Annotated in this window: 25 protein-coding genes; 4 read left to right on the top strand and 21 right to left on the bottom strand. The window is 63.5% G+C overall.

Features of this window, described 5'->3' with window-relative positions; translation table 11 throughout:
* Positions 1-28 precede the first annotated feature (28 nt).
* The 12 genes from J2X11_RS08015 to J2X11_RS07960 form a co-directional block, all read right to left on the bottom strand.
* The gene (locus tag J2X11_RS08015) at positions 29-790 is read right to left on the bottom strand and encodes a YebC/PmpR family DNA-binding transcriptional regulator (protein ID WP_309969123.1); all 762 of its coding nucleotides are present in this window, start codon (positions 788-790) and stop codon (positions 29-31) included.
* Positions 791-802: 12 nt separating this feature from the next.
* A complete protein-coding gene (pdxT, locus tag J2X11_RS08010; protein ID WP_309969120.1) occupies positions 803-1,405 on the bottom strand; it encodes a pyridoxal 5'-phosphate synthase glutaminase subunit PdxT in 603 nt (200 codons plus the stop codon).
* A 255-nt stretch (positions 1,406-1,660) separates the two neighbouring features.
* Positions 1,661-2,188 (bottom strand): signal peptidase I, encoded by a 528-nt coding sequence (locus J2X11_RS08005; protein WP_309969116.1) that lies wholly within the window; start codon positions 2,186-2,188, stop codon positions 1,661-1,663.
* A 93-nt stretch (positions 2,189-2,281) separates the two neighbouring features.
* Positions 2,282-3,304 (bottom strand): signal peptidase I, encoded by a 1,023-nt coding sequence (locus tag J2X11_RS08000; protein WP_309969111.1) that lies wholly within the window; start codon positions 3,302-3,304, stop codon positions 2,282-2,284.
* Complete coding sequence (locus J2X11_RS07995) at positions 3,301-3,921, bottom strand: TasA family protein (protein WP_309969108.1); 621 nt, start codon at positions 3,919-3,921, stop codon at positions 3,301-3,303. Before J2X11_RS07995 ends, J2X11_RS08000 begins: the two co-directional genes overlap by 4 nt.
* Positions 3,914-4,528, bottom strand: coding sequence for a hypothetical protein (locus tag J2X11_RS07990; protein WP_309969105.1), 615 nt, complete (start codon positions 4,526-4,528; stop codon positions 3,914-3,916). The genes J2X11_RS07995 and J2X11_RS07990 overlap by 8 nt, the downstream gene beginning before the upstream one ends.
* 26 nt (positions 4,529-4,554) lie before the next feature.
* Positions 4,555-5,136 (bottom strand): signal peptidase I, encoded by a 582-nt coding sequence (locus J2X11_RS07985; RefSeq protein WP_309969102.1) that lies wholly within the window; start codon positions 5,134-5,136, stop codon positions 4,555-4,557.
* Between the two features lie 69 nt (positions 5,137-5,205).
* Positions 5,206-5,736, bottom strand: a complete 531-nt coding sequence (locus J2X11_RS07980) for an alternate-type signal peptide domain-containing protein (RefSeq protein ID WP_309969099.1) — start codon at positions 5,734-5,736, stop codon at positions 5,206-5,208.
* Between the two features lie 169 nt (positions 5,737-5,905).
* Positions 5,906-6,799: a pyridoxal 5'-phosphate synthase lyase subunit PdxS gene (pdxS, locus tag J2X11_RS07975; RefSeq protein WP_309969095.1), complete on the bottom strand. Its 894-nt coding sequence runs from the start codon at positions 6,797-6,799 to the stop codon at positions 5,906-5,908.
* A gap of 49 nt (positions 6,800-6,848) precedes the next feature.
* The gene (locus J2X11_RS07970; RefSeq protein ID WP_309969091.1) at positions 6,849-8,501 is read right to left on the bottom strand and encodes an FAD-dependent oxidoreductase; all 1,653 of its coding nucleotides are present in this window, start codon (positions 8,499-8,501) and stop codon (positions 6,849-6,851) included.
* Positions 8,502-8,507: 6 nt separating this feature from the next.
* Positions 8,508-9,515: an AurF N-oxygenase family protein gene (locus J2X11_RS07965; RefSeq protein WP_309969088.1), complete on the bottom strand. Its 1,008-nt coding sequence runs from the start codon at positions 9,513-9,515 to the stop codon at positions 8,508-8,510.
* Positions 9,516-9,672: 157 nt separating this feature from the next.
* A complete protein-coding gene (locus J2X11_RS07960; protein ID WP_309969086.1) occupies positions 9,673-10,146 on the bottom strand; it encodes a hypothetical protein in 474 nt (157 codons plus the stop codon).
* Between the two features lie 222 nt (positions 10,147-10,368).
* On the opposite strand from J2X11_RS07960, the gene J2X11_RS07955 reads away from it, so the two are divergent.
* Positions 10,369-10,632, top strand: a complete 264-nt coding sequence (locus J2X11_RS07955; RefSeq protein WP_309969082.1) for a hypothetical protein — start codon at positions 10,369-10,371, stop codon at positions 10,630-10,632.
* Positions 10,633-10,699: 67 nt separating this feature from the next.
* Here the strand turns inward: J2X11_RS07955 and J2X11_RS07950 are convergent, their stop codons facing one another.
* The 5 genes from J2X11_RS07950 to J2X11_RS07930 form a co-directional block, all read right to left on the bottom strand.
* Complete coding sequence (locus J2X11_RS07950; protein ID WP_309969078.1) at positions 10,700-12,334, bottom strand: sigma-70 family RNA polymerase sigma factor; 1,635 nt, start codon at positions 12,332-12,334, stop codon at positions 10,700-10,702.
* Positions 12,335-12,433: 99 nt separating this feature from the next.
* Positions 12,434-13,075: a phosphatidylinositol phosphate synthase gene (gene pgsA, locus J2X11_RS07945; RefSeq protein WP_309969074.1), complete on the bottom strand. Its 642-nt coding sequence runs from the start codon at positions 13,073-13,075 to the stop codon at positions 12,434-12,436.
* Between the two features lie 3 nt (positions 13,076-13,078).
* Positions 13,079-13,621, bottom strand: coding sequence for an HIT family protein (locus tag J2X11_RS07940; protein WP_309969071.1), 543 nt, complete (start codon positions 13,619-13,621; stop codon positions 13,079-13,081).
* A 76-nt stretch (positions 13,622-13,697) separates the two neighbouring features.
* Positions 13,698-15,674 (bottom strand): threonine--tRNA ligase, encoded by a 1,977-nt coding sequence (thrS, locus tag J2X11_RS07935; protein WP_309969068.1) that lies wholly within the window; start codon positions 15,672-15,674, stop codon positions 13,698-13,700.
* A gap of 81 nt (positions 15,675-15,755) precedes the next feature.
* Positions 15,756-17,444 (bottom strand): GMC family oxidoreductase, encoded by a 1,689-nt coding sequence (locus J2X11_RS07930; protein WP_309969066.1) that lies wholly within the window; start codon positions 17,442-17,444, stop codon positions 15,756-15,758.
* Between the two features lie 57 nt (positions 17,445-17,501).
* On the opposite strand from J2X11_RS07930, the gene J2X11_RS07925 reads away from it, so the two are divergent.
* Genes J2X11_RS07925 through J2X11_RS07915 form a run of 3 tightly spaced genes read left to right on the top strand, consistent with a single transcriptional unit; the run spans position 17,502 to position 20,136 of the window.
* Positions 17,502-18,083 carry a TetR/AcrR family transcriptional regulator gene (locus J2X11_RS07925; protein ID WP_309969062.1) on the top strand — a complete coding sequence of 194 codons (582 nt, stop codon included), beginning with the start codon at positions 17,502-17,504 and terminating at the stop codon, positions 18,081-18,083.
* On the top strand, positions 18,080-19,522 hold the full coding sequence (locus J2X11_RS07920) for a flavin-containing monooxygenase (protein ID WP_309969058.1): 1,443 nt from the start codon (positions 18,080-18,082) through the stop codon (positions 19,520-19,522). The genes J2X11_RS07925 and J2X11_RS07920 overlap by 4 nt, the downstream gene beginning before the upstream one ends.
* Positions 19,519-20,136 carry an acetoacetate decarboxylase family protein gene (locus J2X11_RS07915; RefSeq protein WP_309969055.1) on the top strand — a complete coding sequence of 206 codons (618 nt, stop codon included), beginning with the start codon at positions 19,519-19,521 and terminating at the stop codon, positions 20,134-20,136. The genes J2X11_RS07920 and J2X11_RS07915 overlap by 4 nt, the downstream gene beginning before the upstream one ends.
* Positions 20,137-20,145: 9 nt before the next feature.
* On the opposite strand, the gene J2X11_RS07910 is transcribed toward J2X11_RS07915, so the two are convergent.
* The 4 genes from J2X11_RS07910 to J2X11_RS07895 form a co-directional block, all read right to left on the bottom strand.
* Positions 20,146-21,669, bottom strand: coding sequence for a hypothetical protein (locus tag J2X11_RS07910; protein WP_309969052.1), 1,524 nt, complete (start codon positions 21,667-21,669; stop codon positions 20,146-20,148).
* A 242-nt stretch (positions 21,670-21,911) separates the two neighbouring features.
* On the bottom strand, positions 21,912-22,769 hold the full coding sequence (locus J2X11_RS07905; protein ID WP_309969049.1) for a short-chain dehydrogenase/reductase: 858 nt from the start codon (positions 22,767-22,769) through the stop codon (positions 21,912-21,914).
* Positions 22,766-23,710, bottom strand: a complete 945-nt coding sequence (locus tag J2X11_RS07900) for an alpha/beta hydrolase (protein WP_309969046.1) — start codon at positions 23,708-23,710, stop codon at positions 22,766-22,768. The genes J2X11_RS07905 and J2X11_RS07900 overlap by 4 nt, the downstream gene beginning before the upstream one ends.
* A complete protein-coding gene (locus J2X11_RS07895; protein WP_309969043.1) occupies positions 23,707-25,191 on the bottom strand; it encodes a flavin-containing monooxygenase in 1,485 nt (494 codons plus the stop codon). Before J2X11_RS07895 ends, J2X11_RS07900 begins: the two co-directional genes overlap by 4 nt.
* Positions 25,192-25,227: the final 36 nt, after the last annotated feature.

Below are 25,227 nucleotides of genomic sequence, written 5' to 3'. Positions count from 1 at the left end.
CCCCCTCAGGGCAGGGGCGACACGCGGGTCATTCGACCTGCGCCATGACCTCGTCTGAGGCGTCGAAGTTGGAGAAGACGTTCTGTACGTCGTCGCAGTCCTCGAGCGCATCAATCAGTTTGAGGATCTTGGTTGCCGCATCCACGTCCACGTCGACAGTCATCGTCGGAACGAACGAGGCATCCGCCGAGTCGTAGTCGAGTCCCGCATCCTGCAGCGCCGTACGTACGGCGACCAGGTCAGTCGCCTCGCTGATGATCTCGAAGGTGCCATCGAGGTCGTTGACCTCTTCGGCGCCGGCATCGAGGACGGCCATGAGAACCGTGTCCTCGTCGGTCTCGCTGCCATCCTGCTCCGCCGGGACCATGATGACGCCCTTGCGGTGGAACATGTAGGACACCGAGCCGGGATCGGCCATCGTGCCGTTGTTGCGAGTCATCGCCGTACGGACTTCCATCGCAGCGCGGTTCTTGTTGTCCGTCAGGCACTCGACGAGCAGCGCGACACCACCCGGGGCGTATCCCTCGTACATGATCGTCGTGTAATCGACCGCGTCCGCGCCTATGCCGCCGCCGCGCTTGACCGCGCGATCGATGTGGTCCTTGGGGACCGACGACTTCTTGGCCTTCTGGATCGCGTCATAAAGCGTCGGATTGCCCTCGGGATCGGCGCCGCCAATGCGCGCTGCGACCTCGATGTTCTTGACCAGCTTGGCGAACATCTTGCCGCGCTTGGCGTCGACAATGGCCTTCTTGTGCTTCGTGGTTGCCCACTTGGAATGGCCTGACATGACGCTCCCCTTCTAGGACTGCTTGACGAGTTCGACGAAGTAACGATGGATGCGATCGTCACCGCCCACTTCGGGGTGGAAAGACGTCGCCATCAGGTTGTCCTGTCGAACGGCGACGATTCTACCGGCGGCTTCCCCAGACGTGATCGTGGCAAGTACCTCGACCTTCTCGCCAGCGTCCTCAACCCATGGTGCCCGTATGAATACCGCATGCACGGGATCGGCGAGACCATCGAACTCGATGTCACCCTCGAACGAATCGACCTGACGACCGAATGCGTTGCGGCGCACGGTGATGTCGAGTCCACCGAGCGTCTCCTGCCCGTCGATTCCGCCGGTGATGCGGTCAGCGAGCATGATCATTCCGGCGCAGGTGCCGAAGGTCGGCATGCCGCCACGGATGCGCTCAGCCAGCGGCTCGAACAGGTCGAACGTGCGCGCGAGCTTGTACATCGTGGTCGACTCCCCGCCCGGGAGGACCAGAGCGTCGCAACGTGCCAGCTCTTCCGGTCGGCGGACCGTGAACGCAGGCACACCGAGGTCGGCGAGGACGCGTACGTGCTCACGAACATCGCCCTGCAGGGCGAATACGCCGACCGATGGTTGAGCTGTCACTGAGCCAGCCTACGAGGCAGCCCGACTGACGACGGTGGCGGCGTGGGAGACGAATCTCCAGGGGATACGCCACCACCGTCGCTCCCTCTCGGATATCCCTCCCGATCGGGTTCAGCGGAGGTGAGATCGATCGCGAACAGTTGCTCAGCGGTTCGTGCTCCCTCTTGCTTTGCTGCCCATGTGAGGCACTCCCATACCTCGAACAGCAATGGCTAAATCATACGCCTGAGGTGGTTCATTTCCACCAACAGATTTCTAGAATTCCGAAGCTGCCCGGCGCCAGGGACCTGAGACGACCCATGCCAACGCCGCCACCAGGAGTCCACCGACGAAGATGCCGACCGGCCCGATCGCGACCCGCAAGGGATAGCCAAGCTTCGGAACCGTCCACAAGACCTTGTCGATCGAGGTCTCGTTGTAGACCTGCGAATCGGGCACAGCGTTGGCATCGCCCTTGAGCGTGAACTGGATGCTGCTGCCATAAGGATCGACAGTCTCGACCCGGTGGGTCACGCGCTCGCCGGCGCGGTTCTCGACGCTGATCACGTCACCTACCGCGACCTCTCCTGCCGAGGCGCCACGCGCAATCACCAGATCGCCACGGTTGATCTCGGGAGCCATCGAGTCGGACCGGACCACGATCGGCGTCAGGTCAAAGAGTGCAACAACAGCCGTCGCCAACACGCATACGAGCCCGAGGAATGCAGCAAGCGAGATCGGGGTCGACCGGCTGGGCCGCCAGTCGCGCAGCCTGCTGAAAATATTGGGGGCACGTTCAGCCACCTGGTCAGTCCCCTGTTCCGACAATCTGAGCGCGCATTGGGAGATGCACGGACCCCAGTGTGTCGGATCACCGAGCCGAAGTCGGCTATTGCGTCAGGTCGCCGTGCCGCAGGACATGCCCAGTCCGAGCAGCGTGATCGTGACTGGCTGATTGCTGACAACCGACTTCCACGTCCCGTTGGGGGAAGGCAGAGATGCCTGGATCCGGATGTTGTAGGTCGCGTTGAGGATCGTGCTCAGCAGTCCGGCGCTGAACTGGACCTGGCGAGTGGAGCCGTTGTCCGTCACCGTCATCGTCTGACCGGTCTCGACGATCGTCGCTGTGTAGTCCAATGCGTACGGCGAGGAGACCTCGGTCCATACGATCGTCGCCGTCTTCTGTGACAGCGCGCCACCGGTCACGGTGCAGCTCGTGATCGCCGGCTTGGTCACCGTGTACGCCGTGTAGGTGCCACCGCCAATGACGACGTCATCGGTCCACGGAGCAGCGGCAGCCGGAGTTGCGACCGCGATGGCGGCCGCGAAGGCAGTGGTGGCGATCATGCGCGGAGTGACCTGCGCGCCCTTCTTGTCGGCCTTGCGGGCACCGCCCTTGCGTCGCGGTTCCGGCGACGGACCATCGCCATCAGTGGGTCCCCTGCGGCGGAATACGAGCAAGAGCATCATCGTGACGTACGCCCCGAGAACGAAAACCCCGACCGGACTCGCAGCCGCGTTGACGACATATCCCGCCTTCGGGATGTCGAACAGCACCCGCTCTGCCTTCTTGACGGTGTAGACCTCGGCGTCAGCGACCTTGTTGTCGTCACCCTTGAGGGTCAGCTGCCGCTCATCGCCCTGCCGAGCGATGTTGACGAGACGGTGCGTGACTCGATTGCCCTCTGCGTTGACCACAGAGACGATGTCGCCGACCTTGAGGTCGCTCGCATTGACTGTCCGTGAAACCGCGAGGTCGCCGGTATGAATCGCCGGCGACATCGAGCCTGATCGGAACACCAGCGGCTTCACGCCGAACGCGACTCCCGCAATTGTCGCGATGATGCAGAGGACACCGAGCAGCGCACCGAAGGTCAGGAAGACCTCCCGTGCGCCGCGCCCGATGCCCTTGATTGTCATGAGACGTCAGAGGTTCCCGTCGCGGTGAACGTCGCAGTTGCTGTCTTGCCTTGCAGCGTGGTCGACGCAGCGTCGGCGAGTTTGACCTGGAAGCAGAGTGCCTCGGTGGCGTTCTGGACCATCGCCGACGCCGGGCGGCGTGGTGTGATGATCGCTGTGCTCGTCGTGCTCGTCAGCGGGACCGCACTGACGATCACCGTGCCGCCGGTGCAGGTCGAAGTGTTGCCGGATCCCGACTTGGTGCCGCCGACGGAGATCGTCAGGAGCAGACCGTTGGCTCCAGCTGTGTTGTAGTCAGCTGCGTGGGTGCCGGTCAGTCCGCCGGTCATCGTGTACTTGAGGGGCGCGGTGCCGTTGTTCTTGACCGTCAGCACCTCCGCGGAGGAGTTGCCGGGCACCATCGACGTCATGCTCAGGGTCGTCGTGGCGTACGAGTCGGCGTTGTTGACCTGGAGGTCGAGCGTGCCTGCGGTGAAGGTCGAGCCACTGACGACGACATCGTCAGTCCAGTAGGCGAACGTTCCGACTGCCCCGAGTCCGAGTGCAACGCCGAGAGCCAGTACGGCTCGGACACGGCCCGTACGAGCTGTGCGCTTGCGTCCTGCGTGGTCAGACATGATGTGCCTCTCCGCTTGATTCGGATAGTTCGTTGCTGTTTGAGACGAGGCCGAGCCCCGTGCCGAGTAGAAGTGCGCTGAGAACTGCGTAGAACAACAGATTCGGTGCGCCAGTGTCAGGAAGGCCTGCGCCAGCGTCGCCCACGTCGCCGTTCGGTGCGGATTCGCTGAGCGTGACGCGGAAGGTCAGCTGCGATGCGAGAAGTTGGGTCGGGTTGGTCGACGACGGGTCGTACGCGACGTTGACCTTGATCTTGCTCACCGCGCCATCAGCGAGGTCCGGCGCAGTCAGCAGGCGATGTATGCCGCCCTCAGAGACGGCAGTCCAGTCACCGCCACCGCCCTTGGCAGTAACGTGCAGGTCGCCGGATTCGATCAAGCCGTCAGCGGCCGGCCCCAGGATGTCAACCGTCAGGTCACCGGATGATCCGCCCTGGTTGCGAATAAAGAAGGCCTCAGTTTCCGAGTCGCCCGGTACCCAACGGAGCGACGGATCGAACAGCGGCGTGGTGATCGACGACATCCAATGGGTGCCATCCAGGCTCAACTCCAGCTCACCCGCGGCTACTGCCGAGGATGCCGAGGAGCTCGCAAGGATCAAGGTCATGCCTAAAAGACGCCCGAGACGGCAGTTCATGACGCGTCCGCCGAAGAGTGTTTGCGGGGCTTCCGCAGGCGATCCCGCAGGGAGCCTGTGAACATGTACGCCGCATAGAGCAGCAGGCCGGACACAACGACGACCATCGTGAGCCTGCGCTCCTTCCCAGTGATGTATTTGTTGACGTAGCCCAGGTAGGGGACGTCGTACCAGAGGGCACCCTTGACCTGCACCGGCCGAACGAGCTCTCGGTCCGGAGCGTCGTTGGCGTCTCCCTGAGTTCGAAACCGCAACGTTCCGTCGGGACTTTGAATCATTCCGACGACACGGTGGGTGACCACGGTCGGTTTGCCCGACTTGAGTTGATACGTGACGACCTTGCCGATCGCGATGTCTTCCGTGTCGATCGGCTTGACCACGACCAACGTTCCCGGCGGGTATTTCGGCTGCATTGAGCCGGTCAGGATCGAGTACGGGGTCGCGCCAGCGATTCGCGGCACGACTACTGCGGCCGCGATGACCGCGACCACCCCGATGATGACCAACCAGGCGACCAGTTGGCCGAACCATCGAAGAGGCCCAGTCGACCTGATCTTGACCTTCGACGTATTCGACATGCGCTTCTCCGTCCCAGCGGGCCGGCCCAGCTTTCGCTGGCGCCGGACCGCTGGACGCGGCAGCTGGTCCTAGTTGTGGTCCTGCGTGGTGTCGATGTCGATGTCGTCGAGCACGGCGCTGTCGGTCTGCGACGTGTTGCCAGAGGCCGAATCGAAGGTCACGGTGACCGCGACGGTCAGCGTGTCGCCGTCGTTGTCCTCAGTGATCTCGGTGACCGGCGTGGCGGCAATCTCGAGGCTCGAGCCGATGGTCAGTGGACCACTGGTGAGCAGGTCGCCTGAGTCTGTTCCGGGCACTGCCTCAACAGTGGCGCGCAGGTGCGTACCAACAGCGTCGACGGTGAACGTGCAGAGCTTGGTGACGACGTCACCCGGAACGAGCCTGTCAGTGCCAGGTACGAACGGCTGACCGCCCGGCTCGTCGGTGTCGAGGTTCCACTCATCACAGTCGTTGAGCGCAGTCAGCGACAACGAACCTGCGGTGAACGTGTCACCGTCGACAGCGTCAGAGTCGGACCAGTAGGCGAGCGATCCCGCGCCGCCCAGGAGTAGTGCAGCCGCTGCAGCCGCCGCGATGGCGCCCTTAGTGGATCTATTCATGATGCTCCCTCAGATAATCGATCCCGATCGACATTCGAATCGGGCTCCCTACCTGAGTGTGACTCGGGGCCAGGTCATTTATGACGCGAAAATGTGACCCGAGTCGCAAAATGGCTCAAAGTGACTAGGTCAGCGCACAAAGCGACCTGTGGGTTGAGCCTGGCTAGGCTCACCAGCCACGTTCGGCCAGGCGGTGGGGCTCGGGGATCTCGTCGACATTGATGCCGACCATGGCTTCGCCGAGTCCGCGGGAAACCTTCGCGACAACGTCCGGGTCGTCGTAGAACGTGGTGGCCTTGACGATCGCCGCGGCACGCTCGGCGGGGTTGCCGGACTTGAAGATGCCCGAACCGACGAATACGCCTTCCGAACCGAGCTGCATCACGAGTGCTGCGTCGGCGGGAGTCGCGATGCCGCCGGCTGTGAAAAGCACGACAGGCAGTTTGCCGGCTTCGGCAACTTCCTTGACGAGCTCGTACGGGGCCTGCAACTCCTTGGCTGCGACATACAGCTCGTCGTCGCGCAGGGTCTGGAGCTTGCGGATCTCGCCGGTGATCGCGCGGATGTGGGTGACGGCGTTGGAGACGTCGCCCGTACCGGCCTCGCCCTTGGAGCGGATGAACGCGGCACCTTCCGTCAGTCGGCGAAGCGCTTCGCCAAGGTTGGTCGCGCCGCAGACGAACGGCACGGTGAACTGCCACTTGTCGATGTGGTTGGCGTAGTCGGACGGCGTCAGAACCTCTGACTCGTCGATGTAGTCGACGCCGAGGCTCTGCAGGATCTGCGCCTCGGCGAAGTGGCCGATACGAGCCTTGGCCATGACCGGGATCGAGACGGCCTCAATGATGCCGTCGATCAGATCTGGGTCGCTCATACGGGCAACGCCGCCCTGGGCACGGATGTCGGCGGGCACGCGCTCGAGCGCCATCACGGCAACGGCGCCAGCGTCTTCGGCGATCTTGGCCTGCTCAGCGTTGACGACGTCCATGATGACGCCGCCCTTGAGCATTTCGGCCATGCCGCGCTTGACCTTGGAGGTGCCGACTGTTGCTTCGTTGCTCACGTGCGTGTCCTTAGAGGAGTACCGGGAAAGTCGTCACCCAGTCTACTCGTCAGGCGCGCACCATCTTGCTGAGTCCACGTCGCGGCCCGCGCTCTGACTGTGCCACCTCGAGCAGCTCATCAACGCTGGTGATCTTGCGCCGCGGACGACCCGCTCCTGCTCGGCGTTCTGCACGGTCGATCGCACGCCAGCCGCGGAGGTTGACGGCACGCAGTCCGCCCCTGTCGATCGCTGCGCGAAGCGATTCGCGACTCCCCCGCGTCACGAGCACTCCGGCGTTGAAGTCAGCGATCACGTGGCCGATCGTCTCTTCAGAGCAGGACTTGTTGGTGCCGATGAAGCCCGTGGGGCCGCGCTTGATCCAGCCAACGGCATACGCACGCGGAGTTCCGGACACACGTCCCTCGACATTCGGGATCACTCGCGCCTCGTCGTCGAACGGGACCCCAGGTACGGCGACTCCCTGGTAGCCGATCGCCCGCAGGACGAGCGGGGTGTCGATGGTCTCGCGACGATCAGTAGGCACGGCTCGTATATGACCATCGAGCTCAACCAGGTCGTTGTGGGCAACCCGCAAGCCAGTCACGCGGCCATCGCCGATCAACTCGGCCGGAGACTCTGCGAATCGGAACACGATGCGCCTGGATCCAGGGGCAGTTGGCCGTGCAACCGCCTCACGAAGAGCCGTGGCCTTGCGATTGGCCATCGGGTCCGCGATCGGCTGGTCGAGGTCTGCCCCTTCGACGACGATCTCGATCTCTTCGTGGGACAGCAGCCCGATGAGCTCCGGGAGCGTGAATGCCGCCTGAGCGATGCCCCTGCGCCCCAGGATCACCACTTCTCGTACGGCGCTCGCACGCAGTGCTGCCAGCGCATGTTCCGATATGTCCGTCGCCGCGAGCGACTCGGGGTCGATCGACAGCAGGCGCGCAGCGTCGAGCGCAACGTTGCCGTTGCCGATGATGACTGCCCGGTCGCCGCTGAGATCGAAGGTCCGGCCCGCGTGATCTGGATGGCCGTTGTACCAAGCCACGAACTCCGTCGCGCTCTCACTTCCCGGCAGATCCTCGCCCGGAATGTCGAGTTTGCGGTCCTGCGATGCGCCAGTCGCGTAGATGACGGCATGGCAGTGCTCGAGAAGGTCCTCGTGCGAGATGTCGGTCCCCACGTTCACGTTCAGCAGGTAGTGGAAGCCACGCTGATCCTCGATCTGGCGGAACAGCTTGTCGATCGACTTGGTTTCGACGTGATCGGGTGCGACTCCGCTGCGTACGAGACCGTGCGGGGTCGGCAGTCGGTCAAGCAGCGTCACGTGCACGTCGTCCTGCTTCAGCAGCTCATCGGCGGCGTACATGGCGGCCGGACCTGACCCGACGATCGCGACGTGCAACGGACCAGGCGCCTTGCGGATGATGGGCGTGATGGGTGCCTGGATCGGGTACGTACGCGGCTCGGCGTGGAACAACGCGTTGATGTCCACGAAGGGCAACTGATTCGCAGGAACCTTGGTGTCGGGGACGATCGCACCAACCGGGCATGCGCCCACACACGCGCCGCAGTCGACGCAGGAAACCGGGTCGATGTAGAGCATGTCGGCGAGACCGAAGTCTGGCTCGTCGGGAGTCGGGTGGATCGCGTTGACAGGACACGCGAACACACAGGAGGCGTCAGCGCAGCACGCCTGCGTGACGACATGGGCCACGGAGAATCAGCTCTCGAGGAACGCGACAGAGGGCTCGCTGCGGAAGCGCGACGAACGGCCGTCAATCTTGAGCAGTCGCCACATGCGCCTTGAGGTGCGGGTCATCAGACCAGACTGCTCGGCGAGCATGCGGGCGTCGGCGAACATGTCCTGCAGACGCACTCGCGACTCGGGCGCCTTCCAATAAAGCTCCTTGATGACCTTGCGGGGGATGCCGAACTCCTTGCGGAACGCCTTCGGCGGGATCATGATCAGGTCGGCGCCGGTGCGCATGATGAGCGGGAACAGCAGCGACACGATGAACTTGTTGATCCGGCCGAGGTTCGGGCCGTGGATCTTGATGAACTCGTGGGCGAACGAGATGTGCCGAGCTTCCTCGGCGACGTGGATCTCCATGATCCGCGACATCAGCGGCGGAAGATCCTTGCCACCGCGCAGAATGCCCTTCTGCGTATGGTCAATCGGCTCTTCACCTGCAAGGACACCGATGAAGAAGCTGACCGGGAAGGTCGAGGCAGCACCTGGGATCGCCCACGAGATGCGGCGCATGAGCCACGGCATTCCAGGCGCATCGACGCCGATGCGGTTGATCGCCTCCTGGAACATCTGGTTGTGGTGGCATTCCTCGGTCGCCTCGTGCATCAGGTAGCGGAACTCAGGCGACTGGTTCTTGAGCTCGAAGCAGTACTGCATGATGCCGCGGATCAAGATGTTCTCGAACTGCACGCCCACGCGAAGGATGTTGGCCTGACGCCACAGCCCGATCTCGATCTGGCGCTCAACGGACTGGGCTTGGTACCACGGGTGGGCGCCAAGCGGATCGACGTTCGCCGGCAAGATCCAGCGCGGATCGGTGCGGTCGATCTGGAAATCAGGGTGCTCCCACGGGATGTCGATGAAGGCATCGAAGTGGTGCTCCGTCGACGCGACTGACAGTCCGTGCAGGACCTCTGCGTATTCCTCACGGCTGCGGGTCGCGGAAAGCTCGGTGGGGTTTTCGAGTGTCTGGGTCATCGCTGCTCCTCAGCAAATCGCGTCATACCGTCAGCATGCGCCGTACTCACGGTATGTGTCAACGGCTATGTGACATTCGGCGTGTCGCATAGCCGGAGTCTCCCGCAAACAGGAAGAGCCCCGCACCGTGTTGGTGCGGGGCCTTTCCGTGTGTGTGTCAGGCGTTGGTGCGCTTGCGGGCTGCGAACGCGATACCCGAGGCGGTGACGACTCCGCCACCGACGAGCAGCCAGGTGATGTCGAGTCCACCGTTGTTGTCGTCGGCTGTGAGCTCAACTTCGGCCGGACCGGCGACGAAGAGATTCTCGCTGCGATCGATCGAGTCAGGCGAGCCCTTCGCGCTGACGACCTTGACGACCTTCTTCTCTTCGACAACGTCAGCCTGGGGAACAACAACCTGCGGCTGATCGGCCGGCTTGGGCTGCGGCTTGGGCTTGTTGGGCTTGGGAGCGTTCTGCAGCGGCAGATCCTTGTCGAACTTCGGACCCGGGTGCGGCTCAGGAAGGGTGTCGGGCTGACCGATGATGACCGGACCGTTGGGACCAGCGGTGGCTGCGGTAGCGCCGACCATCGTGAAACCGACAGTGGCGAGCGGGACTGCGATGACGAGGTTGCGGATGATGCGGTTCATGATTTCTCCTGTGGTTTTGGTGGTGTGTTTTTTGAGTTGGTCTGTGGTGTTGCTTGTAGGTAGGAGCCACAGACCCCACGGGTCCTTACAACTTTTCTGAAGATCTTTTCTGCGCGTACATATTTCGTTGGTATTCCAGTCTCAAATTCATCGAAAGGTTCTCTCAAGGGGTGTCTAACACTCTGGTGTCACCAGCTCGACCCCACACACCAGGAGAACAAGATGACCACCATCCAGAACATCCAAGCTCCCACCATCCGCATCAGTAGCAACGTCGTCCGCAACGCAGTATTCGTGGGCAAGGCCCTCGCCGGTACGGCAGCACTCGTTGCCCTCACCGTCGCTACGGTCGCCTTCGCTTCGGTCGTCGACATGACCACCGCGACGTACTTCTTCGTCCTTCTCTCGACGGTTGGTGCGATCTCCGCACTGGGCATCCGCGAGAACCGCAACGAAGCGATGAAGACGAAGTACGACATCCGTTGACCAAACGGCCCCAAGCCCGATCAATCGCCTCAGGTGAGTTGATCGGGTTTGTGGTGTCTCAACCGGGCTATCCCGGGCAGGGCGTTGCCTGGACGGAGCCAGCAGGCCCAGTCGCACTGTTGCCGCGGGTGTCGGTGGCCACGACTCGCATCGTCACCTTGCCGCCGAAGTTGACTGGGCCCATCTGGGCAACCCAGCGCGAGCCCTCCTTGTGCATGGTCTCCGTGCCGGATTGACCGTTGACGCTCCAGCGCAATCTGACCGACGACAAGCCACTTTCGTCTGTCACGGTTGCCCTCACCGGAACGGTCGGGTCTTCACAGGTTGGACTGTCTCCAGCACTCGGCCGCCCGACGTTGGGGTTGCGCTCCTGGGTGAGGGTGACAGCGACCTTCCCGCTGCCAGCCCCCCACGACACGCCAATCGTGCCGGCCGACTTGCCTTCAGCGACTGCGCCACGGTTGGCGTGAACGGCAATCTGTACGGCTTTGCCTGCTTTGACCTTGCCGGTGCTCGGCGAAGCGGTGAGCCACCCTGCGCTTGAGGTCAGCTGATAGTTCACGGCCTTGCCGCCGGTGTTGGTCAATACAAAGGTCGAGTTGCTGGCGCTTCTACCAAGCGCGATGGCGGTGGTCGACAACGTCAGCGTGCCAGGCTCGACTGGTTTCGCCGAGGGCGATGCGATCGACTCAGTGGGGGTCGGCGACGGGGTCGGCGTCGCAGACGAAGCCGCAATATCCTTGGGGCTGTCGTCGTTCTGCAAGGCAACGGTTGCTGCCGTGCCACCGATGAGGACGACGGCCGCCACGGCTGCACCAGCGACCTTCGTCTTGGTGGACACCTTGCCCTTGGCGGGCGCAGATGCGGTGGTGGTCGTGAGTGGCTCCCCCGACGGCGTCGTGTACGCGACGAGCTGGGTGTCCTGGATGACGCGATCACGCAAGAAGGCAGGTGCAGCGAACATCGGTACGCCGGCAAGCAGCATCCATGGGCTGAGGATCTTCTTGCGGCGCTCGCCGCATACGTCGCAGTCGTCAACGTGACGCGAGACGCGCTTGCGGATGAGCGGCGAAAACGTACCGTCCCAGTCGGCGAGCAGTTCGTCGAGCTCGTCGCAGTCATCGCGGCCGAGGCGGGCGATCAGCAAAGCACCCAGCGAACGGTCAACTTGGGCGCGCAGGCGGTTGAGCATTGTGTACGCGTTGGCTGCTGAGACGCCCATGGCCTCACCAAGCTCGGCACCCTCGAGACCCTGACGGAGGTGCAGGTCGAGCAGGGCGCGATCGCGCTCGGCGAGTCCGGCCGCCGCGTCCCACACGATCTTCTGCGCGGCGGAGCGTTCGGCTTCCTGATCTGGTGTGAGGGCGTCGTCAGCCATGTTGATCAGCTGCTCCTCGCCGCCATAGTCCACGCGTTTGCGGGCTCGGAGCGTACGCAGGCACTCGCTGCGCACGATGGAGTACAGCCACGGTCGAAGCCGGTCGGCCTCCCGCAACTGGTTGATACGTTCCGCGACGATCACGAAGGAGTCCGCCACGGCATCCGCGGCATCCTCGCGCTGACGCAGCATCGAGTAGGCGAAGTCGTACAACTTGTTGCCGTACTTGTCGTAGACCGCGGCAAAGGCCTCGCGATCGGCTGCTAGTACTCCGGCGACGAGCTCCGCGTCGGTCGGCGCGGCTGATCCGGTCGCGGAAGTCACGTTCGCATCCTATGTGGGATGAGACGTATAGCCACGACATCGGTCTTCCTTCCTACGTACGGTCAATTCCGTATGTAGGAGTCGCGAGCGTGCGAAGTCTTACAACTTTTCGCCGACGGCTTGCTTGTGAACCATGATCAGGCGCTGGAACACCGTGATGAGGCTGGCCAGCGCGAGTGCCCACAGCGTGATTTCACGCATCCAAGGCTGCTCGAAAAGTCCTGCCAGACCTGTCATGACCAAGATTGCGACGAGCCGGTCAGCACGTTCTGCGATGCCACCCTTGGCCGTCATGCCAAGGCTCTCGGCGCGCGCGCGAGCGTACGAGGTGATCGAACCGAGAACGAGGCAGGCAAGGCTCAAGCAAAGGTAGAGACGCGGGTCGCCGAGGTCAGCCTCGGGCGCCTTGCCCAGGAAGGCACCGGAGTAATAGAGGACGAGCCCGCCGAAGATCGCTGCGTCGCCGAAGCGGTCGAGGGTCGAATCAAGGAAGGCACCCCATTTGGACGACTGGCCAGATTTGCGCGCCATGTAGCCGTCCATGATGTCGCTGAACACGAACGCCGTGACGACCAGGACGCCGACGAAGAACTGCCCACGGGGGAAGAACCACAGAGCACCGGCGCTGACGCCGATCGTTCCAACGATCGTCACCTGGTCAGGCGTGACGCCCCACTTGAGGAGGCGGTCGGCGAGCGGAGCCCACACATTGGTCCAGAACTGGCGAAAACGTTCGAGCACGATCTAGTCCTTCGCGGTTGGCCAGGCGGCAGCGAGCATCTCGCGTGTATCACCCAGGAGTTGGGGCATGGTCTTGGTGTGTCCGATGACGGGTAGGAAGTTGGCGTCTCCACCCCAGCGTGGCACCACATGCTGGTGCAAATGGGCAGCAATGCCGGCTCCGGCCACGGGACCTTGATTCATGCCGAGGTTGAACCCGTGCGGGTTGGTGACCTCGCGCATCGTCTGCATCGCCTGCTTCGTGATCGCAGCAACTTCGACGGTCTCGTCCTCGGTCAGCTCGGTGTAGTCGGCGACGTGACGGTACGGGCATACGAGCAGGTGGCCGGCGTTGTACGGGTAGAGGTTGAGCACCGCGTACGCCGATTTCCCGCGATAGACGATGAGCCCTTCAGCGTCGTCCATCTTGGGGATTCGGCAGAACGGGCAGTCGGCTTCATCGGCAGTCTCGGGCTTGTTCTCGCCCTTGATGTAGACGATGCGGTGTGGCGTCCAGAGTCTCTGGAACGCGTCCGCCTCCCCCACGCCCTGCTGCTCGTCGGTCATGTCGGCACCTCCGTGGAAAAGGCACGATACGGAGTCACCGCCACGACAGCTCTGATTGTTCGCTCGCTGCGCTCGCTCATACCTGTACGCGCTGCTCGATCGCTTCGGCGATGCGGGCAATCGCATCGTCGATCGGCACACCGTTGTCCTGGTTGCCGCTGCGGTAGCGGAACGAAACAGCGCCGGCCTCGATGTCGTCGTCTCCGGCGATCAGCATGAACGGGACCTTCTGGGTCTGCGCGTTGCGGATCTTCTTCTGCATGCGCTCATCGGAGTTGTCGACCTCGACCCGAATGCCCTTGGACTTGAGCTTCTTTGCGAGCTCATACAGATAGTCGGCGTGACGCTCAGCGACCGGGATGCCGACGACCTGCACAGGCGCGAGCCACGGAGGGAACGCTCCCGCGTAGTGCTCGACGAGGACACCGATGAAACGTTCGATCGAGCCGAACTTCGCCGAGTGGATCATCACCGGTTGCTGGCGCGAACCGTCAGCGGCGACGTACTCAAGGTTGAAGCGAGCCTCAGACGGCATGTTGAAGTCGTACTGGATCGTCGACATCTGCCAGGTACGACCGATCGCGTCGCGAGCCTGGACCGACACCTTCGGGCCGTAGTACGCGGCGCCGCCGGGATCGGGGACGAGCTCCAGTCCGCTCTCGATGCAGACATCCTCGAGCACCTTGGTGGCGACCGCCCATTCCTCGTCTGAGCCGATGAACTTGTCCGGCTTGGAGTCGTCGCGGGTGGACAGCTCGAGATAGAAGTCGTCGAGTCCGAAGTCGCGGAACAGGCTGAGGCAGAAGTTCAGCAGATGCCTGATCTCGTCGGGCGCCTGCTCCGGAGTCACGTACGAGTGCGAGTCGTCCTGCGAGAAGCCGCGTACGCGGGTCAGCCCGTGGATCACGCCCGACTTCTCGTTGCGGTAGACGTGACCGAACTCGAACAGTCGCAGTGGCAGCTCTCGGTAGGAGCGCTGGCGCGACCGGTAGATCAGGTTGTGCATCGGGCAGTTCATGGCCTTGATGCGGTAGTCGCCGCCGTCGAGCTCCAGCGCAGGGAACATGCCTTCGCCGTAGTACGGGAGGTGGCCCGATGTGTAGAAGAGCCCCTCCTTGGCGATGTGCGGAGTGCCGACGTATTCGAAGCCTTCTTCGATGTGCCGACGACGTACGTAGTCCTCCATCTCGCGCTTGATGACACCACCGCGCGGGTGGAACACCGGCAGACCGGAGCCGATCTCGTCGGGGAAGCTGTAAAGGTCGAGCTCCTGGCCGAGGCGACGGTGATCGCGACGCTGGGCCTCTTCGATGCGGTGCAGGTGCTCGTCGAGGGCTTCCTTGGTCTCCCAGGCGGTGCCATAGATGCGCTGCAGCTGCTTGTTCTTCTCGTCGCCACGCCAGTACGCGGCGGCGCTGCGCATCAGCGTGAACGCCGGGATGCGCTTGGTGGTCGGCAGGTGCGGGCCGCGACACAGGTCGCCCCAGGCGACTGAGCCGTCGCGCTTGAGGTTGTCGTAGATCGTCAGTCCGCCCTCGCCGACCTCGACGCTGGCGCCTTCGGCTGCGTCACCGGCCTTCGACTTCAAACCGATCAGCTCGAGCTTGTAGGGCTCGTTGGCGAGCTCAGTGCGCGCTGCGTCGTCGCTGATCTCGCGGCGGTCAAACTTCTGACCTTCCTTGATGATCTTGCGCATCCGGGTCTCGATCTTCTCGAGGTCCTCGGGTACGAACGGCTCAGCGACGTCGAAGTCGTAGTAGAAGCCGTCAGTGATCGGCGGGCCGATGCCGAGCTTGGCGTCGGGGAACAACTCTTGGACGGCCTGGGCCATGACGTGCGCGGTCGAGTGGCGCAGGATGTCGCGGCCATCGCTGGAGTCGATCGCAACGCCTTCGACAGAGTCGCCGTCGGCGAGCTCGTACGCGAGGTCCTTCAGGTCACCGTTGACGCGGGCAGCAATGATCTCCGGCAACTCGGCGAACAACTGCCAAGCCTTCGTCCCTGCGTCGACCTTCTGAGCATCGGCGTTAATCACGATGGACAACTGCGACATGGGGCACCTCGGTAGATATGACGCGCCCTACGGGTGGCGCGTTCTGCTTGCGCCCACCGTATCTCAGCCAGTCGCGCGAGGTCAGCGCGGCGGAACCGCCGGGACTGGGAGCAGCAACGCAGCGGGCGCTCCGGCCGGGACCGCAGGGCGTACCGGAGCGACCGCGGCAACGCGTACGTACGGCTCACCGAGGGCTGGTCGCGCATCAACTTCGCCCTTGTTGGGCCACAGCGCCATCGCACGTTCGGCCTGAGCCGCGATCGTCAACGAGGGGTTGACGCCAAGGTTGGCAGTGATCGCCGACCCATCTGTGATGTGGAGTCCCTCGTAGCCGTGGACGCGTTGATACGGATCGATCACGCCGGTGTCTGCAGTCGTACCGATGACGCAGCCGCCGATGAAATGGGCCGTGAGCGGTACGCCAGCGAGCTCGCCGAACGCCGCGCCCGGGTAGCCGCCAATCTGCTGCGCGATGTCCTTGGCCGAGCTGTCGGCAACGGGGATGTACGCGGGGTTCGGCTCACCACTCCCCTGCTTGCTCGTCATCTTGCGACCGAACAGTCCGCGCTTCAGGTATGTCGTGATCGAGTTGTCGAGCGACTGCATGACCAGGATGATCACCGACTGCTCGGCCCAGCGGCGCGGGCTGTGGAGCCGAAGCGTGCCCCGCACGCCCAGTTGCCGATAGCCGCGAAGGACCGCACGGAATCGCCCACCAGGACCGGGCCGATCGGGCAGCGCCATGTTCATGAGGCTCAGAAGCCCCGAGCCGCGCCCGTAGCGAACCGGCTCGATATGAGTCTGTCGATCGGGGTGGAACGATGACGTGATCGCGATACCCGGTGTGTAGTCCGCGTTCTTGTCTGCCGAGCGTGCGGTCAGCACGGCCTCGGAGTTCGTACGGCTCAGCTCGCCGACCCGCGGAGACAGCTTCGGCAGTGAGCGCAGCCGCAGCTTGTGCAGCAGTCGCTGAGTGTTCAGCGCATTGCCTGCAAACACAACCTGACCTGCGGTGACGGTGCGTCGGCGCAGCGGGTTTCCCGTACGGCGCGTGCTCACCCGATATCCGTCTGCGTGCGGGCGTACGTCGACCACGCGGGTCATTGGGCGCACTTCAGCGCCAGCCTGCTCGGCGAGGTAGAGGTAGTTCTTGACCAACGTGTTCTTGGAGTTGTGACGGCACCCCGTCATGCAGGCGCCGCAGTTGATACAGGCCTTGCGAGCTGGTCCGGCACCTCCGAAGAACGGGTCTTCGATCACGGCGCCGGGCTCTGGGCCGAACAGGACACCAACATCTGCCGGGTGGAACGTGTCCCCCACGCCGTAGTCGTTCGCGATCGCCTGCATGACGTCGTCGGCCGGGGTGTGGCCGCCGTACGTCGTGACGCCGAGCATCTTCTTGGCCTGTGCATAGTGCGGCGCCAGCTCGGATTTCCAATCGGCGATGTCAGCCCACTGCGGATCGTTGTAGAAGTCGTCTAGCGGTTCGTACAGCGTGTTGGCGTAGACCAGCGAACCGCCGCCAACGCCTGCGCCGCTCGCGATCAGCACGTCCTTGAGCAGAGTGATGCGCAGAATGCCGAAGCAGCGAGCCCACGGTGCCCACATGTAGCGACGCACTCGCCAAGACGTCTCCGGCAGTTCATCGTCGGTGAATCGTCGCCCGGCCTCGATGACTCCGACGCGGTAGCCCTTCTCCGTCAGCCGCAGCGCAGCGACGCTGCCGCCGAAGCCGGATCCCACCACCAGGACGTCGTAGTCATGTGTCATGCGCAGATCGTACGACTCTTGTTGACACTCTGCCAATAGGCCGCGAAACTGTCTCGCATGACTGCCGCCCGACTTCGCCTCGCTCCCGCGGAGCGACGCCAGCAGATCATCGAGGCGGCGCAGGATCTCTACGCCACGCGACCCTACGACGAGGTCTCGACCGTTGAGCTCGCGGCCGCAGCTGGCGTAGCCCGCGGACTCATCAACCACTACTTCGGCGACAAGCGCGAGTTGTTCCTCGCCGCCATGCGCGAGTCAGTGCTGATGCCCGAGCAGCCGCTCCAGGGACTCGAGGGCAAGTCGCTCGAAGAGCGCGCGCGACTGACGATGTCCTGGATCCTCGACGCCGCGACAACGTATGGCGAAGCATGGGTCAACGCGAGTGGTGCGGCAAACCTGCACGGCAGCTCAGACATCCAGGCCGTCATCGACGAGGCCGACGATCGGGCCGCTCGCCTTGTGCTCGATGCGCTCGGTCTGCCCGACGACGCGCAGTTGCGCGCCCGGCTGCGCCCGGTCGCAACGCTCACCAAAGCCGTATGTCGAGAGTGGCTGCAGCGCGGTACGTTCACGCGAGACGAAGCCCTCGACCTACTCACAACCACCGTGCTGCTGTTTGTCCAGAAGGAGAACGCATGACTTCGATCGGGATCATCGGTTCCGGCTTCGGCGCTGTCGCCGTGGCCGTGGAGCTGAAGCGATCGGGTCATACCGATCTCCGCCTATGGGAGCGAGCCGACGATCTCGGCGGAGTCTGGCGCGACAACACCTACCCCGGCGCCGGCTGCGATGTGCCGTCACCTCTCTACTCCTACTCGTACGAGCCCAACCCCCGCTGGACGCGCCGCTATGCGCTGCAGGAGGAGATTCACAGCTACATCCGCAAGGTCGCCGACAAGCACGGCATCACTCCCCTGCTGCGTTTCGGCCGCGAAGTCATTGCGGCGACCTGGGACGAAGGCACCTCGACGTGGACCGTGACGTTCTCCGATGACTCCACCGAAACGGTCGACGTGCTGATCAGCGCCGTCGGCCAGCTATCCCTACCCAAGTTGCCCCCGATCCCGGGCATCGAGACCTTCCAGGGCACCTCGTTCCACTCCGCTGAGTGGGACCACGACTTCGACGCAACGGGCAAGAGGGTTGCCGTGGTCGGCGCCGGCGCGAGCGCGGTCCAGTTCATCCCGCACCTCGCCAACAAGGCCGCTCGGCTCACGGTGTTCCAACGCTCCCCCAACTACCTGATGCCCAAGCCCGACAAGCCGTACAAGGCCTTCCACAAGACGATGTTCCGCGTCGCGCCGGTGACTCAGACCGTCGAGCGCGGCGGCATCTGGGCAATCATGGAGCAGTTCGCGAAGGGTCTGAAAGACGAGTCGCGGGTTGGCCGGATCAACAAGAAGATCGCGCTGCGACACCTCGACAAGCAGGTCACCGAGCCCACGCTGAACGCCAAGCTGCGGCCTGACTACCCGATGGGCTGCAAACGGATCCTGTTCTCCAACGAGTTCTATCCCGCGCTCGCGCAGGCCAACGTCGACGTCGTCACAAGCGCCGTCGCCGCGGTCACCCCGGACGGCGTGGTCGATGCTGACGGCAACGAACACAAGGTCGACGCGATCGTCTATGCGACTGGCTTCGACGCCCAGAACTTCCTCGAGTCGATCGACATCACGGGCACCGGCGGACGGAAGCTGGCGACCCAGTGGGCCGATGGCGCGCACGCGTACCTCGGTATCTACGTCCCCAACTTCCCCAACCTGTTCGTGACCTATGGACCCAACACCAACCTCGGCGGCGGGTCGATCATCTACATGCTCGAAGCCCAGGCCCGGCACATGCGCCAGGCCCTCGACCGCCTGAAGGCTGGCAAGTACACCACGGTCCAGGTGACCGATGAGGCCGAGGAAGCGTACGACCGCGAGATCCAGGAACGGCTCGATGTCTCGGTGTGGTCGTACTGCGAGAACTGGTACCGGCACCCGTCGGGTCGCATCACATCTAACTGGCCGGGAGCGACCCTGCCATTCGCCAAGCGGACGAAGGTCCTCGAACCGGAAGCGTTCAGCTGGTCATGACACAGAATTCATCAGATCTGGCATATCCAGCATCTCCCTGGGACCTCACCGGCCACACCTACATCGGTGTCTGGCTCCTGCCCAAGCGACTCGCTCCCCCACCACACAACGCGTCGACCAAGGCGATCACGATCTTCGGCCGAACGATCGTGTCGGCGGCGTTCTTCGTCTACGAAGAGCCGAGCCCGTTGACGTACGACGAGATTATGTCGACCGTTCTGGTGCGTGACGGCTGGCGGCTTCGCGTGTCGATCACTCACATCTGGGTCAACTCAGCAGCATCGCGCGATGGCGGACGCGAGCTGTGGGCGATCCCGAAGGACCTCGCCGACTTCGACGTGGCGCCCCACTCGTCGTACGCCGCCCAGGGCATCGGGTCACTGAGCCTGCGGCGCGTACGTCGACTACCGTTCCGTCTCCCTGCGATGTTCAGCTCGGCTCAGGATCGGGACGGCAATCTGCTCGTCACTCCGGTCCACGGCAAGATCCGTCCCGGACTCGCGAAGGCGCGTTGGTCGTTCGCTGCAGATGGCCCGATCGGGTTCCTGGCAGGGCGCAAACCACTTCTCACCATCGCGGGACGCCCGTTCCACCTGATCTTCGGCCGCAGCTGATCAGGAAGGTCAGTTGAGCGCGGTGCCGAACTCGTCGGATATCTCACCCACACCTGGTGCATTGAATCCCTGGTAGATCTCCAATGCCGATGTGGTGCCGAGACCAGTTGACGATCCCCGAAGTACGACAACGGAGCCAGCATGTGCGGCGCCCGGGCCGTCACCGGGAACACCGATCGCGAGGTCGTCCCTGTCGCCGCTATTGAAGTCGCCGGTTGCCAGTGAGTACCCGAAATAGTCTCGATAGCCCGTAGCGCCCGGCACGCCACTGGTGTTGGCATGCCACTGCTTCGAGCCGGAAGTCGTGAGCCCGCTGGAAGAAGATCCCTTCATCACGACAACTGCGCCAGCAAAGTCCGACGCGCCAATCGACTCGCCTGCGACGCCAATCGCGAGGTCGTCGCGCCCGTTGTCGTCGAAATCGCCGGCAGCCAGAGCGGAGCCGAAGTTGTCCTGCTCCTCGGCGGCACCGGCAACGCCGGACGTGTCCTCGTGCCACACCTTCGATCCGGTTGCGGTGAGACCGCTCGACGAGCCTTTGAGCAGCGTGACCGCGCCGGCAGACTCAATGGAACCGATGTTCTCGCTGGGGGCGCCAATGGCGAGGTCATCGCGTCCGTTGCCGTCGAAGTCTCCGGTTGCAAGGACATCAGTCCCCCAGTTGTCGCCAGTCTCGCCAGCGCCGGGCACGCCAGATGTGTCCTGGTTCCATTGCTTCGACCCCGTGGCGATGATGCCGGTAGCCGAGCCTTTGAGCACGGTGACGGCGCCAACGCTGCCCTCTGACCCAATGTTCTCGCGCACTCCGATGGCGAGGTCGTCGCGACCGTCATTGTTGAAGTCACCCGCTGCAAGTGCAGAACCGAACCGCTCAAAATCGTCAGCACTCCCGGCGACACCTGTGGTGTCTTCGCTCCACTCAGTCGAACCAAGGCCTTTCAGACCCGTCGACGAGCCGTAGAGCACTGTCACCATGCCGCCACCCGGTACGGCTCCAGCGTCTCTCGACGGCGCTCCAACTGCGAGGTCGTCGTAGGTGTCTCCGTTGAAGTCACCGGTCGCAATCGTCTCGCCCCAGCTGTCGTCCTCGCCGGTACTGCCAACCACGTCAGCGGTCGTCAGCGTCCATTGCTTCGAGTCCGTCGTCGTCACACCGTCGTTCGAGCCAAGGAACACCGTCACCGCACCCGCGTCCTCGACGTCGGAAACGTCCTGATCCGACACTCCCACTGCCAAGTCGTCTCGGCTGTCTCCGTTGAAGTCACCCCACACGAGCCTGTTGGCGAAGCCATCTCCGGCCTCAAGGGTTCCCGCGGCTCCCGACGTTCCCTCGTTGATGAGGGTTCCGTTTGCTGGACCATTCGTCGAACCGTCAAAGATCCACATTGCACCGGCATCTTCGAGGTCACTGACATCCTCGCGAGGCGATCCGACCGCAAGCTCGTCACGGCCGTTGTTGTTCGCGTCGCCCGCCTGAGCTGGCGACATGAAGGCTCCCAGCATCGCCGTCACAAGTGTGATCGTCAGGATCACCGAGCGCCACACCCCTGAAGGTCTTTCAAACCTGCTGCCCGACTTGGTCCGCTGGTCCGAGAGCTCTCTGTTCACCATCGCAAACGCCTCCGTTATGAGTGAAAAGACGCTATCACCAGAGGCGCTTGAGGACGAGAGCTACGAGTCGCGCTTGACCCGATCGCTCACCGCTCCCACCGTCGCTCCAATCAGCGGGATCCAGATGGGTAGAAGCATCATCGCGACCATCAACAACGGCGTGCTCATCGAACGACCTCGGCAACCAGCACCTGACCCTGCTCTGCGTCACGCAGAACACCTTGGATCGTCGCGTTCCGCTCTGTTCGGCGATCAAGCCCCGGGTTGAGCAATCCACGAAGGACGGAGTACGTAGTCCACCGCCTAGGAGCGATGATGCGCGCTGCTCGACGTTCAATGCCGTTCGCAATAGCTTCGGCCGCAGCGGACGGCTGAAGGCGCTTGCGGAGGAAGCCAGGAAACGTCGCCTCGAAGCGTTGGGCGATCGGGCTCGCGAAACCTTCACGCACCATGGCGGTGTCGATGAAGCCGAAGTACGCGACGCTTGCCGAAGCACCGTGTTGGGCGAGCTCTCCGCGCAAGGCCCGACCAAACTGCTCGACGGCGGCCTTGGACATGGCGTACGGCGCCAGCAGCACCCCGTTGACGAACGCGTAGACCGAAGCGACGACCACGACATGTCCCCCGCTGGCGATGATGTGCGGCAGCGCGGGCTTCACCGTGCGATAGACACCCAAAGCGTTCACCTCGAGAACTCTCTCGAACTCCGCCGAGTCCATCGCGTGCGTCGTGGTGGGTGCTGGGGCAATTCCTGCATTGGCAACCACCACGTCCAACCGTCCAAATCGCTCGACGATCTCGTTGACGACGGCCGCCATGGCAGCCGGATCGGTCACATCTGCGGGAAGTGCGACGACTCCATCGCCGAGTCGTGCCGCCGACGCACCCGTTTCGTTGGGGTCGAGGTCGACCAGGGCGACCCAGGCTCCTCGTTCGTGGAGCTGACGGGCGGTCTCGTAGCCGATTCCGCGCGCGCCGCCGGTGACGAGCGCAACCTTGCCTTGCACGGAGAAGCTGCTCATGAGTTCATCGCTTTCTGTTCGGTGCGACCTGTGACGCGAGGAGATTGAAGGAGGAATTCAAGCTGGTCGGTCAGGGCTTGTTGCTGCCACTGGCCGTCGTACACATCGAAGTGATCGATTGGGTACGTCTTTGTGTGGGCGAACTTTCCTGCTTTGGTGGCCGCCCGGGCCGCCGCTGCCGGTGGTGCGACCGAGTCGTGGTCCCCGATCTGGAACATGATCGGGACACGCAGTCCAGGAGCGAACCTGATTGGCCGATTGAACGCGACTTCGAGTGCCGTACGTGCACACACCTCGTTGCGCCACGTGGGTCCGGCAAGCGCCAGGTAGCCCTCGAGCGCACCAGGAGCCGTGATGACAGCGAGCGATCCCGGTTCACCCACGACAGCGATGCGGTGCGGGCTACGCCGAGTCAGCAGATGGCCGGCGTCTTTGAGCCCATGCTTCGTGAGGACACCGAGTTTGCGGAAACCGCTGTGCTTGGCGATCGCCAACAATGCCGCTGCGCCGTCAACCGCGGGCGTCATGGAAATGACCGCAGCGATCCGATCATCCGCGACAGCTTCCGCAATGACGTGACCGCCGGAGTAGGAGGTACCCCACAGGACAATGCGATCGGGATCAACGCCATCAAGTGCCCGTGCCGCCGCAATCGCTGCACGATAGTCGGAGCGCTGACGACGGAACGATATGTGCTGACGGGGTGTGCCGTCGGAGTCTCCGAAGCCTCGGTAGTCGAACAGGAGCACGTCGAGGCCAGCGTCCGCGAACCCCTCGGCGTACCCGGCGAGACCCGTGTCGCGGGTACCGCCGAATCCGTGAGCCATCACGACGCACGGGCGACCGCTGGGGGTTTCGATCTCGTCGGTCGCAGCAGCGAAATGCCACGCGCGGCAGGTGACGCCGTTGCTCTCGAAGGAGACGTCCTGTCGATTCGTCATGCGACCGACACCTCTTCCAGTGCACCCGCAGTCTCAAACCGCATCGCTGCGTCGTCGACCGGATCTTCCAGAAGGAGATCCGTGTCGCGGCTGTAGTTCATGAGGACCTTCCACGGCCCAGTCGCGCCCTGGCGCGGGAGCGTCTCCTTGGCGCGCTGCACGTAGCCCGACTGCAGGGAGTCGAGGATGCCGTCGTCAAGAGCGGAGTCGTCGGCGTCATACGGGGTGGCGATGGCCAGACCGTTCTCATCCATGTGCTTGAACAGGCGGCACAGGTACTTGCCCGCGATATCGGACTTCAGCGTCCATGGAGCGTTGGTGTAACCGAAGATCCACGCGAGGTTCGGCACGCCTTCGATCAGGACACTCTTGTACGTCAGCTGGTCATGAAGTTCGCGAGGCTGCCCATCAACGAACAACTTCATCCCGCCAAGCATCTGGACGTCGAGGCCGGTGGCCGTGACGACGATGTCCGCCTCCAGCTTTTCGCCCGATTTCAGGAGGATGCCATCGTGGGTAAAGGTCTCGATGTGGTCGGTCACGACTGAGGCGTCACCCGCTGCGAGCGTCTTGAACAGGTCGCCATCTGGCACGGCGCAGAGGCGCTCGTCCCATGGCATGTAGCTCGGCGTGAAATGACGCATGTCGACCGAAGGGCCGACCTTCCGACGCACCTGCGAGAGCAGGAAGCGGCGGGTCTGCTTGGGCCAACGGCGGCACGAGTTGTACATCCAGCGCTGGATCAGAATGTTGCGCTTGCGACCGAGCTCGAAGACCCAGTCGTCCGGAAGGAAGCGGCAGAGCGCCTGCGAGATCTTGTCGAACGCGGGCAGCGCAAAGATGTACGACGGCGACCGCTGCAGCATCGTCACGTGCTCGGCCTTTTCGGCCATGGAAGGCACCAGAGTCACGGCCGTTGCACCACTGCCGATGACGACGACCTTCTTGTCGGCGTAGTCGAGATCCTCGGGCCAGTGCTGCGGGTGGACGGTCTGTCCCTTGAACGAGTCGATGCCCGGGAAGCTCGGGAGATGTCCGGCGTCGTAGTTGTAGTAGCCAGTGCAGCTGACCAGGAAGTCGGCTGTGTACGTCCGAGCCTCGCCGGTGGCCTCGTGAAATGCCGTTACGGTCCACTGTGCGTCTGCGGTTGAGAAGTCTGCCGAGAGTGTCTTCACCCCGTAGTGGATCTTCTTGTCGATGCCGTACTCGGCGGCGGTGTCGGCGATGTAGTCACGGATCGAGGCGCCGTCGGCGAGAACCTTGAGGTCGTGCCAGGGACGGAACTTGTAGCCGAACGTGAGCATGTCGGAGTCGGATCGCACACCCGGGTAGCGGAACAGGTCCCAGGTTCCGCCGAGACGTTCGCGGCGTTCGAGGATGGCGATATTGCGATCCGGGAACTCGTCCTGGATCTGGCAGGCTGTGCCGATACCGGACAGTCCGGCGCCGATGATCAGGGTGTCGAAGTGCTGGGCGTTCATGACTTCCTCGCGTTCGCTCGGCCTGCAGTTGCAGGA

This window comes from Aeromicrobium panaciterrae, from assembly GCF_031457275.1.
GTDB classification, from domain to species: Bacteria; Actinomycetota; Actinomycetes; order Propionibacteriales; family Nocardioidaceae; genus Aeromicrobium; species Aeromicrobium panaciterrae_A.
The sequence above is the reverse complement of the archived record's forward strand: the minus strand, read 5'-3'. Positions and strand labels throughout refer to the sequence as shown.

Bases quoted from the DNA above. Each gene is read 5' to 3' on its own strand.
- J2X11_RS08015 (WP_309969123.1), bottom strand. From the start codon at position 790: ATGTCAGGCCATTCCAAGTGGGCAACCACGAAGCACAAGAAGGCCATT.
- J2X11_RS08000 (WP_309969111.1), bottom strand. From the start codon at position 3,304: ATGACAATCAAGGGCATCGGGCGCGGCGCACGGGAGGTCTTCCTGACC.
- J2X11_RS07995 (WP_309969108.1), bottom strand. From the start codon at position 3,921: ATGTCTGACCACGCAGGACGCAAGCGCACAGCTCGTACGGGCCGTGTC.
- J2X11_RS07990 (WP_309969105.1), bottom strand. From the start codon at position 4,528: ATGACCTTGATCCTTGCGAGCTCCTCGGCATCCTCGGCAGTAGCCGCG.
- J2X11_RS07985 (WP_309969102.1), bottom strand. From the start codon at position 5,136: ATGTCGAATACGTCGAAGGTCAAGATCAGGTCGACTGGGCCTCTTCGA.
- J2X11_RS07980 (WP_309969099.1), bottom strand. From the start codon at position 5,736: ATGAATAGATCCACTAAGGGCGCCATCGCGGCGGCTGCAGCGGCTGCA.
- J2X11_RS07965 (WP_309969088.1), bottom strand. From the start codon at position 9,515: ATGACCCAGACACTCGAAAACCCCACCGAGCTTTCCGCGACCCGCAGC.
- J2X11_RS07960 (WP_309969086.1), bottom strand. From the start codon at position 10,146: ATGAACCGCATCATCCGCAACCTCGTCATCGCAGTCCCGCTCGCCACT.
- J2X11_RS07955 (WP_309969082.1), top strand. From the start codon at position 10,369: ATGACCACCATCCAGAACATCCAAGCTCCCACCATCCGCATCAGTAGC.
- J2X11_RS07940 (WP_309969071.1), bottom strand. From the start codon at position 13,621: ATGACCGACGAGCAGCAGGGCGTGGGGGAGGCGGACGCGTTCCAGAGA.
- thrS (WP_309969068.1), bottom strand. From the start codon at position 15,674: ATGTCGCAGTTGTCCATCGTGATTAACGCCGATGCTCAGAAGGTCGAC.
- J2X11_RS07930 (WP_309969066.1), bottom strand. From the start codon at position 17,444: ATGACACATGACTACGACGTCCTGGTGGTGGGATCCGGCTTCGGCGGC.
- J2X11_RS07925 (WP_309969062.1), top strand. From the start codon at position 17,502: ATGACTGCCGCCCGACTTCGCCTCGCTCCCGCGGAGCGACGCCAGCAG.
- J2X11_RS07920 (WP_309969058.1), top strand. From the start codon at position 18,080: ATGACTTCGATCGGGATCATCGGTTCCGGCTTCGGCGCTGTCGCCGTG.
- J2X11_RS07915 (WP_309969055.1), top strand. From the start codon at position 19,519: ATGACACAGAATTCATCAGATCTGGCATATCCAGCATCTCCCTGGGAC.
- J2X11_RS07905 (WP_309969049.1), bottom strand. From the start codon at position 22,769: ATGAGCAGCTTCTCCGTGCAAGGCAAGGTTGCGCTCGTCACCGGCGGC.
- J2X11_RS07900 (WP_309969046.1), bottom strand. From the start codon at position 23,710: ATGACGAATCGACAGGACGTCTCCTTCGAGAGCAACGGCGTCACCTGC.
- J2X11_RS07895 (WP_309969043.1), bottom strand. From the start codon at position 25,191: ATGAACGCCCAGCACTTCGACACCCTGATCATCGGCGCCGGACTGTCC.